A 12860-nucleotide genomic window follows, 5' to 3' on the forward strand; every position below is an offset into this window, starting at 1 on the left:
TCCAGCCTGCACGCATCAATCCCAGGAGGTTCGATGCCCCGTTCCACATTCCTTGCCCGACCCGCACTCGTGCTGGCCGCGACGCTCGCGCTCAGCGTCGGGATCCACGCCGCCACCGCGCCAAAGGTCGATCCCGCCATTGCACGCGCCGTTGCCGACACGTCACGCAGCGAAGCCGACCGCGCGCGCGATCGCTACCGCCACCCGGCCGAGACGCTCGCCTTCTTCGGTGTGACGCCGGCGAAGAAGGTGGTCGAGTACAACCCGAGCGGCGGCTGGTACAGCCAGATCCTGGCGCGGGTGCCCGCGAACGGCGGCAGCTACACCGCGCTCGTCACCTCGGCGAAGGCGGCGGATGGTGCGCGGCAGATGCTGGCGACGAAATCGCTGACCGGCAGTGTCGCCACGGTTGATCCCGCCACGGGCACGTCGACGGTGCCGGCGAACAGCCAGGACGTGGTACTGACGTTCCGCAACGTCCACAATCTGACGATGGCGGGCGGGCAATCGGCCGCGAACGTGTTCAAGGCGTGGTTCACGATGCTCAAGCCCGGCGGCACGCTCGGCATCGTCGACCACCGCCTGCCCGAGCAGGCCGACGCCGCGCGCGAGCGCGAGAGCGGTTACCTGAAGGTCTCGACGATACGCCGGCTGGCGGAAGACGCAGGGTTCAAGCTGGCGGGCACGTCGGAGGTGAACGCCAATCCCAAGGACGACACCAATCATCCCAAGGGCGTGTGGACGCTGCCGCCGACCTATGCCGCCGGCGACGCCGACCGCGCGAAATATGCCGCGATCGGCGAGAGCGACCGCATGACGCTGCGCTTCGTCAAGCCGCGCTGAACCCGGGTGCGGTAAGCGACCGATCCGGCCGCTTACCGCACCAATTTCTCGACCTTGTCCTGAAGCTTGGCGAGTTCGGCCTTCAATGCCGCAATCTCGTCGTCCTTCGAGGCGGTCGACGAGGCCGGCGCCGGCTTGGCTGCCGGGGTAAACGCATTCGCCGCGGCCTCGAACATCTCCATGTTGCGCTTGGCGATCTCGGCAAAGGGGGAACCGGCGAAGGCACCCTCGACCGCGGTCTTGAATTCGGCCTGGTTGCGGTGGAAGCTGTCCATCGACGCCTCGAGATAGCCCGGCACCATCGCCTGCATCGAATCGCCGTAGAGCGCGATCAATTGCCTGAGGAACGGCACCGGCAGCATCGTCTGCCCGCGGCTCTCCTCCTCCATGATGATCTGTGTCAGGACATTGTGCGTGATGTCCTCGTCGGTCTTGGCGTCGAGCACCTTGAAGTCGCGACCCGCGCGGGTCATCGCCGCCAGGTGGTCGAGCGTGATGTAGGACGAGCTCTCGGTATTGTAGAGCCGGCGATTGGCGTATTTCTTGATGATGACGGTGCCGTCGGTACGCTGCTTCTTCATCCTCGCCTCGCCTCCTTGTTATGAAGTGGAGGCTATCGTACCGCGTGACGCGCTGCAACACGGCCGCTGTGCTGCGCAGCAAAGGCCGCGGATCAGCCGTGCCAGTGGCGATCGAAACGTTGGCCAAGACCGGTTACCAGTTCGTACTGGCTCATCCCCGACGCCTTTGCCGCGCGGGGAAGATCGGGATCGAAACCGATCCAGTCGCCTTCCGCGACGTCGGCTTCGCTCACGTCGAGCGCGACGAGGTCCATCGACACGCGCCCGATCACCGGCAGCACCGCGTCACCGGCGAACGCCCGACCGGTGTCGGAGAAGCCGCGCCAATAACCGTCGGCGTAGCCCAAATTGACGATCGCCACCTGCGTCTCGGCGGGTGCGGTCCAGGTGGCATTGTAGCCGACCGTCTCGCCCGCGCGCACCATGCGGCGCTGCAGCACCTCCGCCTCGATCCGCACGACCGGCCGGATCACGTCCGCGAGCGCCGCAACCGGTACTCCGCCGTAGAGCGCGAGACCGGGCCGGGTGAGATCGAAATGGTAATCCCCGCCGAGCGTGATGCCGGCCGAGTTGGCGAGGCTCATCCGCTTCGCACTCGTTCGCCCGGCGAGTGCTGCAAAGCGCGTGCGCTGCTGCTCGTTCATCGCGCTGTCCTCGTCGGCGCAGGCGAGATGGCTGATCAGCGTGTCGATCGTGAGACCGTCGAGCAGGCCGTCGGCAACGTCGCCCGGCGACACGCCCAGGCGGTTCATGCCGGTGTCGACCATCACGTCGCACGCGCGGCCCCCGGCGTCGCGCCAGCGCTGCACCTGCGCGGGCGTGTTGAGCACCGGGCGCGCGGCGAGCGTGCATGCCGCGGCCATGTCTGCGTCGCGTACGCCGTGGAGCACCGACAAGGTCGCGCCCGCGTCTGCCAGCCGAGCGTCGGCGAGCGCGAGCGCCTCGTTCCACGACGAGACGAAGAAGTCGCGGCACCCCGCGGCGAGCAGGCGCGCGACGGCGGCATGCGCGCCGAGGCCGTAGCCGTCTGCCTTGACCGCCGCGCCGCATGCCGCGGCTCCGCTGAGTTTGGAGAGAGCGCGCCAGTTCGCCGCGAGCGCGGCGCCGTCGAGGGCGAGGCGTTGCGGAGCGGTCATGGTCAGGGGCGGCGACGCGAAGCGATCATCCAGGCTGCCCTAAAGCCTCGCACGCGATCACGCCACCGTGTCGGGTGCTCCGCGCGTCTCCTTCAGACCGAACAGCGTGACCAGCAGCGCGAGCAGCGTGACACCCCAGGTGTACCACAGCCCCGAATAGGGATCGCCGGTCTTCGCAACGATATACTGGCTGATGAACGGCAGAAATCCGCCGAAATAGCCGGTGCCGAGATGGTACGGGATCGACAGCGACGAGTAGCGGATCTCGGGTGGGAACATCTCGGCCAGGAGCGCCGCGACGGGGCCGTAGGTGATGCCCGAGAGCATCGACATCGCGAGGATCGCGAGAAGGATCAGCGCGATGTTGCCGGCGGTGGGCGTCACCTTGGTGAGATTATAGCCGCCGCGCGCGAGCGCCGCGTCGAGGCCGGCAGGCGACGTGTCCGCAACCAGGGTGTCGCCGATCGTCACCTGCGTCTCAGCGGCGGTCCGCGTCGTGTAGGGCACGCCTTTCTTCGACAGGGCATCGAGCAGCTTGCCGCACGCGGTCGCCTGTTGCTTGTCGAACGGGCTGTAGCGGCAGTCCGCGCCCGAGACGACGACGGGGTTGGCCTCCGCTGCGCGCGCGAGGCCGGGGTTGGCGGCCGCACCGATCGTCCAGAAGATCGGGAACAGCAGCGCGAGCGTCAGCACGTAGCCGACCACGATCGGCTTCTTGCGCCCGACCTTGTCGCTGACATGGCCGAAGAGCAGGAACCAGCCCGTCCCCATCAGCACGCCGAAGCCGGTGATGAGCTGCGCGGTGGTTTCCTCGACGCGCATCGTCGTCTGCAGGAACGACAGCACGGTGAACATGGCGGTGTACCAGATCACGGTCAGCCCCGCGGCGATGCCGAACAGCGCGACGACCATGCGGCGGATGTTGCCGGGGTAGGTGAAGCTCTCCTTGAGCGGATTGACCGCGCGCTCGCCCGCGGCGCGCATCTTCTGAAACACCGGGCTCTCAGACAGCTTGAGCCGCATCCACAAGGAAATTGCGAGCAGCAGCAGCGAGAAGAGGAACGGCAGCCGCCAGCCCCATGCCTCCCACGCGGCGCCGGACACCAGCGCCTTGAACAGCAGGATGACGGCGAGGCTGAGGATGAAACCGCCGACCACGCCCGCCTGGATGAAGCTGGTGTAGAAGCCCGAGCGACCCGGCGGGGAGTGTTCCGCGACGTAGATCGCCGCGCCGCCGTACTCGCCGCCGAGTGCGAGGCCCTGCGCGATGCGGAGCAGCAGCACGATCGCGGGCGCGGCGTAGCCGATTGCAGCGGCGGACGGGGTCAGGCCGACACCCGCCGTGGCGATGCCCATCAGCGTGATGGTGACGAGAAAGGTGTATTTGCGCCCGAGCCGGTCGCCGAGATAGCCGAACAACGCGGCACCCAGAGGGCGGAAACCGAAGCCGACCGCGAACCCCGCCCAGGCGAGCAGGGTCTGCACCGTTTCGTTGCCCGCCGGAAAGAAGGTGCGCCCGATGATGCCTGAGGCGGCAAGCGTGCCGTAGATGAAGAAATCGTACCACTCGAACACGGTGCCGAGCGCGGAGGCTGAGATGACGAGCCGGATGTCGCCGTGGCTCGGCGCTTCTTCCCCGTCGATCACTGCTGCGGCCATGTGCCTGTCCTCCCCTTCTCCACGAGTCATGTCGAGGGAAAGGGGCTAGAGCAAGCGGATCAGAACAGGCGTGTCAGGCCGTAGAAGAGCGCGCCAACCGCGGCAGACGCGGGAATGGTGATGATCCAGGCGATCACCACACTCTGCGCGACGCCCCAGCGGACCGCGGAGGCGCGGCGCGCGGTGCCCGCGCCGATGATCGCGCCGGTGATCGTGTGCGTGGTCGACACAGGAATGCCGAGCGCGGAGGCGGTGAACAGCACGATCGAGCCGGCGAGCGACGAGGAGAAGCCCTGGTGCTGCGACAGCTTGGTAATGCGAGAGCCCATCGTCTCGATGATCTTCCACCCGCCCGTCATCGTGCCGAGCGCGATCGCGACGTAGCAGCTGATCGCAACCCAGTGCGGCACCTCGAACGGACCCGACAGACGACCGGTCGAGTAGAGCAGCACGGTGATGATCCCCATCGTCTTCTGCGCGTCGTTCAACCCGTGACTGAGCGAGTAAGCGGCGGAGGACAGCAGGTGGAGCGCGCGAAAGCTCCGCTCGGCCTGGACCGAGGTCGAGCGGCGGAACGCCCAGCTGGAGAGCAGCATGACGAGCATGGCGAGGATCATGCCGAGAAGCGGCGACAGCACGATCGCGAGCACGGTCTTGTTGAGCCCGCCCCATTGGATGCCGCCGATGCCGGCATGCGCGACGCCCGCGCCGATCAGCCCGCCGACGAGCGCGTGGCTGCTCGACGAGGGGATGCCGCGCAGCCAGGTGACGACGTTCCAGAACATCGCGCCGCCCAGCGCGCCGAAGATGACCGCCGGGGTGACGACATCCTTGTCGATCAGGCCTTTGCCGATCGTTTCCGCGACCGCGTGGAGGCTGGGAAACGCAATGGTCAGGAAATAGGCGGCGAAGTTGAACACGGCGGCGAACAGCACCGCCTTCACCGGCGACAAGAGCCGGGTCGCGACCACGGTAGCGATCGAATTGGCGGCGTCGTGGAGGCCGTTCAAATAGTCGAAGGCAAGCGCGACGGCGATCAGGCCGACGAGCAGCGGAAAGGCGAGTTCGTGCATTGCGCGCAGCCGGTCAGGCGTGATCGATGACGATGCCGTCGATCTCGTCGGCGACATCCTCGAACGCGTCGACGATGCGCTCCAGGTGCTTGTAGAGCTCTCGCTCGACGACGAAGCGCAGCGTGTCGCTGGCGCCATGCTTCTGCAGCGAGCGCTTGAGCCCCGCGGCGTGAATTTCGTCGGCGTGACCCTCGATGCGGATCACGCGCTCGGTCAGTTCATGCAGGCGCTCGCCGTTGCGCGCCACGTCGCGCAGCAGCGGGATCGCCTCGGCGGTGACGCGCGCGGCGTCGACGATGATCGCGGCCATGTCGCGCATCTCGGGCTCGAACTCGGTCACCTCGTACAGGTCGCACGCGGCCGCGAAGACCTGCATCTCGTCGATCGTGTCGTCGAGCGCGCCGATCAGCGCGGTGATCGCGCCGCGGTCGAACGGGGTCAGGAAGGTCGCGCGCACGGTTTTCAGCACGTCACGGGTGATCGCATCGGCGTCGTGCTCACGCTCGACCACCTCGCGGATATGCTCCTTCGCGGACGGGCCACCCTCGAGCAACCGCGCGGTCGCCTCTGCGCCGGCGAGAACGGTCGCGGCGTGTGCCTCGAACATCTCGAAGAAATTACCGGTCTTCGGCAGCAGCCGCTGAAACCACGCGAACATTGTACCCCACTTATGGTTGGTCCGATTCGCGGTGGCCCTAGCACCGGATTGTTGCACTGCAACGCGGAACTGCGACGGAGCGAAGGAGCGGATGAGTTCGCGCAGGTCGGGCTCGTCGACGCGCTCGGCGGCCTCCGCAAGCGAGAACCAGCGCCGCTCGCGCTCGCCCTGCTCCTTCCACGTCGGCAGCTCCTGCGTGACTGCGAGCGGAAACACGTCGACGTCGATCATCAGCGACGCGCCGCTGCCGCGCCGCTTGCGATACCGATAGGCGCCGAGCGGTACCGGGCAGAGCGCGCCGGAGACGCCGGCTTCCTCCTCCGCCTCCTGTGCGGCGGCCTCGGGCAGTGAGCTGCCGGGACCGATGTTTCCCTTCGGGATCACCCAGCGACCGGTGCCGCGAGAGGTGACGAGCAGCACGCACACGCCCTCCCCGCCCGCGGCAGCGTCGATCCGGTACGGCAAGGCGGCGATCTGTCGAATGGAAACGGCCCCCGGTTTAGCGCATCGCCCGCGCAATCGAACGACGATCGCCGATGCGGGGCCCCACTTACAACGACGCCCCGGAGCCGTACAGTCCGGGGCGTCGAGCGCGATGGTCGCAGGCTTCTGGCGGCGCGTCAGTGGCTGGCGGTGTTGCCCGCCGCACGGCGCTGCACGTAGGCGAGCGTCAGTTCGGCGTTATGCTCGTCGACCCAATTGGCCATCGACAATTCCTCGTCGAGCGAAGTGGTGAGCAGCGGCGTCGCCTGCGCGAAATTCCCTGCGTCGGCGAGCGTGATGAGCGATTTGTAACTCGCCGCCTCAAAATTTTCGAACGCCAAGTTGGCGAAGGTGTTCTTCAGGATCTCGTCGGGCGCGAACACGTGCGCGATCGCGGCGAGATTTCCCGAGATCGAAAGCCCGATGTCTTTGAGCGTCGAATGTGTCTCGTTGAAGCTCGACAGGATCTCTTCGAGGCGCTGGATCTGCTGCTCAGTCTCGCTGCGGTGCAGCCGCAGACGGTCGGCGACCTGCGGATAATGTTCGAGATGGTCGAGTTGGCGGTCAATCAGTGCGAGCGCCTGATGCTCGACGCCGTGAGCGTTCTTCAATCCGGTGACGAACACCGATTGAACAACGTCGGTCGGGTAGCTGGCCATGCGCTTGTCTCCGTCGATAGGGGGCGGGTCGTTCGTGCCCACGACCAAAGCAGCGCCGGCACTGCCGTTCCCCGGGAAATGGCCTAATTGACGCAGGTTAGCCGTTACCTGCGCACGGACCTACGACGCTGCACCCCTTGCCACCGCGCCGCGATTATCGTTTCAGGCCGACGCAGGGGGAACGACGATGCCGGACGCACTGGAGAGTTTGTGGCGGACGCTGTGCGGCGTGCTAGGCGCACACGGCGCGGTGGTGGACGGCGCCGCGAGTTACGCGCCGGGTGACTTCTCGATCCACTTCTTCCTGCAACTGGCCGTGATCCTGATCGCGTGTCGGGTCGTCGGCTGGGTCGGGCGCGTCGCACTCGGCCAGCCGCAGGTGGTGGGCGAGATGATCGCGGGTGTGGTGCTGGGACCATCGCTGCTGGGACTGATCGCACCGGGATTGCAGGGTGCGATCTTTCCTAAGGAAACGAAAAACGTCCTCTACGCCGGCGCGCAGCTGGGTGTCGGGCTGTACATGTTCCTGGTCGGCACGACGCTCAGGCTCGACCATTTCCGGTCCAAGGCGCCCAGTGCGTCCGTCGTGTCGCTCGCGGGGATCGCGGCGCCCTTCGCGGTGGCGGTCGTGCTGACACCGTGGCTGCTCGGCGTGCCGGGGCTGTTCGCGATCGGGATCAGCCAGTTCAATGCGACGCTGTTCCTGGGCGCGTGCATCGCGCTGACCGCGTTTCCGATGCTGGCGCGGATCATCAACGAACGCGGGCTGGCCGACTCGGCGCTCGGCACGCTCTCGCTGACCGCTGGCGCGTTCGACGATGCGGTGTCGTGGTGCGTGCTGGCGATCGTGCTGGCGACGTTCGGTGGCGGCGCGGGCGTCGCGATCCTGGCGATCGGCGGCGGCATAGTCTGGGGCGCGCTGGTGCTGGTGTTCGGGCCGCGGCTGCTCGCGCCGCTGGCGCGCGCGGTGGAGCGCAAGGATGAGTTGACGCCGCCGCTACTTGCCGTCGTGCTGATCGCCTTCTGCCTGTCGGCGTTCCTGATGGACGCGGTCGGCATTCACGCGATCTTCGGCGGGTTCATCATGGGCGTGGTGATGCCACGGGGCCGGCTGACGGAGGAAATCCGCGCCAAGATCGAGCCGGTGACCGTGGTGCTGCTGCTGCCGATGTTCTTTACCTATTCCGGGCTCAACACGCGGCTGGATGCGGTCAGTTCGCCGGCGCTGCTGCTTGTTGCAGCCGTGATCCTGGCGGCATCGGTGCTGGCAAAGGGCGGGGCCTGCTACCTCGCGGCGCGGCTGGCGGGTGAGGACAATCGCACCGCGCTCGGCATCGGCGCGCTGATGAACTCGCGCGGGTTAATGGAGCTAATCATCATCAACATCGGGCTGCAGAAGGGTATCATCGGCCCGACGCTGTTCGCGATGCTGGTGCTGATGGCGATCGTGACGACGATGATGGCGAGCCCGCTGTTCGAGTGGGTCTATGGCCGGCACGGTCGCGCGAGTGGCGCGCTGAGCGAGATGCCGGCGCGGTAGCGTTCAGCGCGCGGATGTCGTGCCCTGAAGCGTCACAAGCGCGGCGACGATCGCGGGCTCGTCTGCGGGGCTGATGGGGGCATGATAGGCTTCGCGCATCTTGGTGACGGTCGCCTGCCACTTGTCGGCAGTCAGTGGCGGCTGTCGTGTGAGGAAATCGGGCGAGTGGCAGGCGGTGCAATGCTGCGACAGTGTCGTGCCCGCCGGCGTGTCGGGCAGCGCGGCGGTTTCAGCGGGCAGCGTGATGCTGACCGGCTGGAACGCGCCGGTCGGCTTCGCGAGCGGCGCGTCGGGCTCGGCCGAGCAGCCGGCGAGCAGCACCGTTGCGGTGAGGATCGCGACCCTCACGCGGCCGTCACCGCGACCGAGGCGATCTGGCTGCGCATGTAGCCGCCGGGGTTCCAGATCGCGTCCATCGATTGCGCCTGTCCGTCGGCGTTGGTGCAGCGCGCCCACAGGCGAAAGCCGCCCGGCCGCAGCCCGCCGATAGTAGCCTCCCACAGGCGGAAGCCGTATTTGCCCTGATCGGGGCCGAGGTGCGCTGCGTGCCACGTCTTTCCTGCGTCCATCGACAGGTCGACGCGCGCGACCGCGCTCGCCCCGCCCATCGCGAGGCCGCGGACGTAAAAGGGATCGTTCGCAACCACCTTGGTCGCGCGATCGACGTTGGTGAAGAAGGCGCGCGGCGTCATGCGGTTGATCGGGACGGTCGGGAAATCCTTCGCGCCCGGCTGCACGCCCGCGTCTGGTGTCGCGGGGATCTTGTACGCCTTCGCCATCCAGTAGTTATCGTCCTCGCCCATCAGCACCTCGATCCGGTCGAGTGCCTTGACCCAGTAGGTCGAGTACCAGCCCGGCACGATCAGGCGGATCGGATAGCCGTTGAGCATCGGCAGCGGCGCGCCGTTCATGGCAAGCGCGATCATCACCTCACCGTCGCGTGCGTGGTCCAGCGCGAGCGACTTGGCGAACCACGGCGCGCCGGGCGGCGGGCGGTCGAGGCCAGAGACGCGAACGTTGGCCGCGCCGCGTGCGACGCCGGCGAGGTCGAGCACGTCGCGCAGGCGCACGCCGCTCCACAGCGCGTTACCGATCGCGCCGTCGCCCCATTGCGCGCCGGGCACGCGGGGAGAGAATAGCGCTCGCGAGTTGCCCGAACACTGGTTCACCGCCGCAATCTCGACACGGGGCAGCCTGGCGAGGTCGGCGAGCGTCAGCGCGACCCGGCGTTGCACCGCGCCGCCGATGCGGAGGCGGAAGGTCGAAGGATCGACCGCCGTCGGAATGTCCTGATAATGCCAGCGGACGAAGAAGCGGTCGTTGGGCGTGAACACCTCGCCGTCCATCGCGCTCATCGGCGTCTCGAGCAGCGGCGCGCGTTCGCGCAGCACGATCATGCTGCCCTTCTGCGGCCAGTCGCCCGAGAGCTGACGCGTGCCGCCCGCGAAGCCGAGGTCGACCTGCTGCGCCGCCGCGCCGGTCGCGAGGCCCCCACCGATCAGGCTGGCACCGCCGAGCCCAAGCAGCGTCAACGCCTCGCGGCGGTCAGGCGCCGGATTAAGCCAGCGCGGCGGCATCGTGCACCACCAATGGCGCGAAGCGCGCGACCTGCCGCCCGACCAGGCGAAGTTGCTCGACCACCGCCGCGTCGCTCGCGCCGCCCTCGTCGTCGAACTTGGTCACCTGGCTGTTGATCGCGGCGGCAAAGGGTGTGGGCCAGCCGCGCAGCGCGTGGACGATCGAGCGCAGCGCCGCGATCGTCGAGCCCGTCGCCTGCCAGCCGTAGGCGGTCGCGATCAGTCCGACGGGCACGTCGGCGAGATACGGCCGCTCCGCATCGCGTGCGGTTTCCTCGAGCAGATCGAGCGCATTCTTGACCACGCCCGAGATGCTGCCGTGATAGCCGGGGCTGGCGATGATGACGGCCGATGCCTGACGTACCGCGGCGACGAACGCCTGTTCCTCGTCGGTCCGGCTCGTCGCCTTCGGATCATAGAGCGGCAGCCGCGCGAGCGCGTCGCCGCCGAACAGGCGCGTGCAGAACCCCTGCTCGCCCGCGGCCTCCAGCGCGATCCGCAGCGCGCGCTCGGTCGAGGACAGCCCACCGATCGTGCCGCCGATCCCCACCACCAATGGCTTATTCACCGCGACGTTCCTTGTCTGCCCGCCTCACAGCGGCGCGTGGTCGATCCGCGGCAATACGTGACGCGCGAACAGGTCCGCTTCCGCCGCATGGGGATAACCCGACAGGATGAAGGCGTCGATTCCCATGTCGCGGTACATCTGCAGCTTGGCGAGCACCTGATCGGGATCGCCGACGATCGCCGCACCGCAGCCCGAGCGCGCGCGCCCGACGCCGGTCCACAGATTCTCCTCGGCATAGCCGTCGTCCGACGCGCCTTCGCGCAAAGCGGCCTGCGCGGCGACGCCCATCGAGGTGGCGTCGAGCGACTTGGCGCGAATCTGCGCGCCCTCCTCCGCGTCGAGTTTGGAGAGCAGGCGATCGGCGTAGGCGCGCGCCTCGGTTTCGGTGTCACGAACGATGACGTGCGCACGGTAGCCGAACTTGAGCGTGCGGCCGTAGTCGGCGGCGCGCTTGGTCATGTCGGCGATGATTTCCGCCACCTTTTCCTTGGTGTCGGGCCACATCAGATACACGTCGCACGCACGCGCCGCTGCGTCGCGCGCGTCGGGTGACAGGCCTCCGAAGTAGAGCGGCGGCGCCTTGCCCGAGAAGGTCTTCACCCCCGCGGGATCGACGTCGAGCTTCCAGAACTCGCCCTGGTGGTTCAGATGCTCGCCGTTCAAGAGCGTCTTCAGGATCTGCATCGCCTCGACCGTCCGCTGATAGCGCGGCGCGGAGGCGAGCTTCTCGCCCGGCAGGTCGGAGGAGATGATGTTGATCTTCAATCGCCCGCGCGCAATCTGGTCGATCGTGGCGATCTGCCGCGCGAGCTGCGGCGGCCAGCTCTCCCCGACGCGCACCGCCATCAACAGGTGGATGGCCCGTGTCAGCGTCGCGATCGCGGCAGCGAAGGCGGTGGTGTCGATGCCGAGCGCGTAGCCCGAGGGGAGCAGGATGTTGTCGAACCCGCCGGTTTCCGCCTGCTGCACGATGTCGCGGCAATGCTCCCACGACGATTTCAGCTTGGGATCGGGCACGCCGAGGAACTCGTAATCGTCGTCGCATAGCGCCGAGAACCACGAAATCTCGCATGGCCCACGCGTGGAATCGCTCACAATCCTCTCCCCTCTCGTTCGTTATCGTGTGTCGGTTACGGCAGCCGCTCGCCGCGCGCGGCGACGAGGACATCGTACCAGTCCTGACGCGACCAGCTGACCTTGAAGGCGTCGGCGAGCTCGGCGATGCGCGCGGTGTTCTGCGTGCCGACAATCGGGATGATCCGCGCCGGGTGCGCCATGATCCAGCTGTAGGTCGCGGCCGCGCGGCTGACGCCGAAGCGCGTCGCGAAAGTGTCGAGCGCGTGGGCCACCGCCTGCTCGCGCGGGTTGCCCGGCGTGCCGATGCGCCCGCCGCCGAGCGGCGACCAGGCGAGCACCGCCAGGTCCAGCTCCATCGCCTGATCGATCAGACCGTTCGTCAGCGGATCGAGGAACAAGGGCGAATATTCGGGCTGCTGCGAGGCGAGCGGGACCGACAGGAACGAGGCGAGCACGCGGGTCTGATCCGCGGTGTAGTTCGATACGCCGACCGCGCGGACCTTGCCCGACGACACCATGTCGTCGAGCGCGCGGGCAACCTCCTGCGGGTGCGCGAGGATGTCGGGGCGGTGGATCTGGTAGAGATCGACCGAGTCGACCTTCATGCGGCGAAGCGAGTCGTCGAGCGCCTTGGTCAGATACGCGGTGCTCGAGTTGTACGGCACCGGCGGGGTGATGCCGCCCTTGGTGGCGAGCACCATGCGGTCGCGCAGACCCGGTGTCTCGGCGAACACCTCGCCCAGCAGCGACTCGGCGTCGCCGAACCCACCACTGCCGTCGAAGCCGTAGATATCGGCGGTGTCGAACAGCGTGACGCCGGCGTCGAACGCGGCCTCGATCAGCGCGCGCCCCTCTGCGGAAGACACGCCGGCGAAGCGCCACATCCCCCATGCGATCGGGCTGACAGACAATCCGCTCTTGCCGAGAGGACGTGGTTCGGGCGATAGAGTGATTTCAGACATCGTTGTCATACGTACGGCGGCGAGTGGAGAGGAGCAAGGGCTTT

The 12860-nt window shown here is 67.6% G+C and carries 13 protein-coding genes; 2 read left to right on the forward strand and 11 right to left on the reverse strand.

Going from position 1 to position 12860, the window contains the following annotated elements; translation table 11 throughout:
- The first annotated feature begins 33 nt into the window (after positions 1 to 33).
- Positions 34 to 843 (forward strand): class I SAM-dependent methyltransferase, encoded by an 810-nt coding sequence (locus BMW51_RS04720; protein WP_093003961.1) that lies wholly within the window; start codon positions 34 to 36, stop codon positions 841 to 843.
- 32 nt (positions 844 to 875) lie between these two features.
- On the opposite strand, the gene phaR is transcribed toward BMW51_RS04720, so the two are convergent.
- The 6 genes from phaR to BMW51_RS04750 all read right to left on the reverse strand — a co-directional run bounded on the left by phaR (position 876) and on the right by BMW51_RS04750 (position 7092).
- The gene (gene phaR, locus BMW51_RS04725; protein ID WP_093003964.1) at positions 876 to 1424 is read right to left on the reverse strand and encodes a polyhydroxyalkanoate synthesis repressor PhaR; all 549 of its coding nucleotides are present in this window, start codon (positions 1422 to 1424) and stop codon (positions 876 to 878) included.
- Positions 1425 to 1516: 92 nt separating this feature from the next.
- Entirely contained in the window at positions 1517 to 2560 is a 1044-nt protein-coding gene (gene alr / locus BMW51_RS04730; protein WP_093003966.1) for an alanine racemase, read from the reverse strand.
- Between the two features lie 57 nt (positions 2561 to 2617).
- Positions 2618 to 4219, reverse strand: a complete 1602-nt coding sequence (locus tag BMW51_RS04735) for an MFS transporter (RefSeq protein ID WP_093003968.1) — start codon at positions 4217 to 4219, stop codon at positions 2618 to 2620.
- A 59-nt stretch (positions 4220 to 4278) separates the two neighbouring features.
- Positions 4279 to 5292 (reverse strand): inorganic phosphate transporter, encoded by a 1014-nt coding sequence (locus BMW51_RS04740; RefSeq protein WP_093003970.1) that lies wholly within the window; start codon positions 5290 to 5292, stop codon positions 4279 to 4281.
- Between the two features lie 13 nt (positions 5293 to 5305).
- A complete protein-coding gene (locus BMW51_RS04745) occupies positions 5306 to 6415 on the reverse strand; it encodes a DUF47 family protein (protein WP_245708289.1) in 1110 nt (369 codons plus the stop codon).
- 155 nt (positions 6416 to 6570) lie between these two features.
- Entirely contained in the window at positions 6571 to 7092 is a 522-nt protein-coding gene (locus BMW51_RS04750; RefSeq protein WP_093003972.1) for a ferritin-like domain-containing protein, read from the reverse strand.
- 187 nt (positions 7093 to 7279) lie between these two features.
- Between BMW51_RS04750 and BMW51_RS04755 the strand changes: the two genes are divergently transcribed.
- Positions 7280 to 8632, forward strand: coding sequence for a cation:proton antiporter (locus tag BMW51_RS04755; RefSeq protein WP_093003974.1), 1353 nt, complete (start codon positions 7280 to 7282; stop codon positions 8630 to 8632).
- A 3-nt stretch (positions 8633 to 8635) separates the two neighbouring features.
- Here BMW51_RS04755 and BMW51_RS04760 read toward each other — a convergent pair whose 3' ends face one another.
- From BMW51_RS04760 to BMW51_RS04780, 5 genes are read right to left on the reverse strand one after another with little or no spacing between them, the layout of a single operon-like run.
- The gene (locus BMW51_RS04760) at positions 8636 to 8980 is read right to left on the reverse strand and encodes a hypothetical protein (protein ID WP_093003976.1); all 345 of its coding nucleotides are present in this window, start codon (positions 8978 to 8980) and stop codon (positions 8636 to 8638) included.
- Positions 8977 to 10209, reverse strand: a complete 1233-nt coding sequence (locus BMW51_RS04765) for a molybdopterin-dependent oxidoreductase (RefSeq protein WP_093003978.1) — start codon at positions 10207 to 10209, stop codon at positions 8977 to 8979. Before BMW51_RS04765 ends, BMW51_RS04760 begins: the two co-directional genes overlap by 4 nt.
- A complete protein-coding gene (locus tag BMW51_RS04770) occupies positions 10190 to 10777 on the reverse strand; it encodes an NADPH-dependent FMN reductase (protein WP_093003980.1) in 588 nt (195 codons plus the stop codon). Before BMW51_RS04770 ends, BMW51_RS04765 begins: the two co-directional genes overlap by 20 nt.
- A 24-nt stretch (positions 10778 to 10801) precedes the next feature.
- Positions 10802 to 11872: an LLM class flavin-dependent oxidoreductase gene (locus BMW51_RS04775; protein WP_093003982.1), complete on the reverse strand. Its 1071-nt coding sequence runs from the start codon at positions 11870 to 11872 to the stop codon at positions 10802 to 10804.
- A gap of 35 nt (positions 11873 to 11907) precedes the next feature.
- Entirely contained in the window at positions 11908 to 12816 is a 909-nt protein-coding gene (locus BMW51_RS04780) for an aldo/keto reductase (protein ID WP_093003984.1), read from the reverse strand.
- Between the last annotated feature and the right edge of the window lie 44 nt (positions 12817 to 12860).

Source organism: Sphingomonas palmae, assembly GCF_900109565.1.
Taxonomy (GTDB): Bacteria; Pseudomonadota; Alphaproteobacteria; order Sphingomonadales; family Sphingomonadaceae; genus Sphingomonas; species Sphingomonas palmae.

What these genes read in the sequence shown, in the direction of transcription:
- BMW51_RS04765 (WP_093003978.1), bottom strand. Translation starts at nt 10,209, where the DNA reads ATGCCGCCGCGCTGGCTTAATCCGGCGCCTGACCGCCGCGAGGCGTTG.
- BMW51_RS04735 (WP_093003968.1), bottom strand. Translation starts at nt 4,219, where the DNA reads ATGGCCGCAGCAGTGATCGACGGGGAAGAAGCGCCGAGCCACGGCGAC.
- phaR (WP_093003964.1), bottom strand. Translation starts at nt 1,424, where the DNA reads ATGAAGAAGCAGCGTACCGACGGCACCGTCATCATCAAGAAATACGCC.
- BMW51_RS04740 (WP_093003970.1), bottom strand. Translation starts at nt 5,292, where the DNA reads ATGCACGAACTCGCCTTTCCGCTGCTCGTCGGCCTGATCGCCGTCGCG.
- BMW51_RS04720 (WP_093003961.1), top strand. Translation starts at nt 34, where the DNA reads ATGCCCCGTTCCACATTCCTTGCCCGACCCGCACTCGTGCTGGCCGCG.
- alr (WP_093003966.1), bottom strand. Translation starts at nt 2,560, where the DNA reads ATGACCGCTCCGCAACGCCTCGCCCTCGACGGCGCCGCGCTCGCGGCG.
- BMW51_RS04780 (WP_093003984.1), bottom strand. Translation starts at nt 12,816, where the DNA reads ATGTCTGAAATCACTCTATCGCCCGAACCACGTCCTCTCGGCAAGAGC.
- BMW51_RS04750 (WP_093003972.1), bottom strand. Translation starts at nt 7,092, where the DNA reads ATGGCCAGCTACCCGACCGACGTTGTTCAATCGGTGTTCGTCACCGGA.
- BMW51_RS04755 (WP_093003974.1), top strand. Translation starts at nt 7,280, where the DNA reads ATGCCGGACGCACTGGAGAGTTTGTGGCGGACGCTGTGCGGCGTGCTA.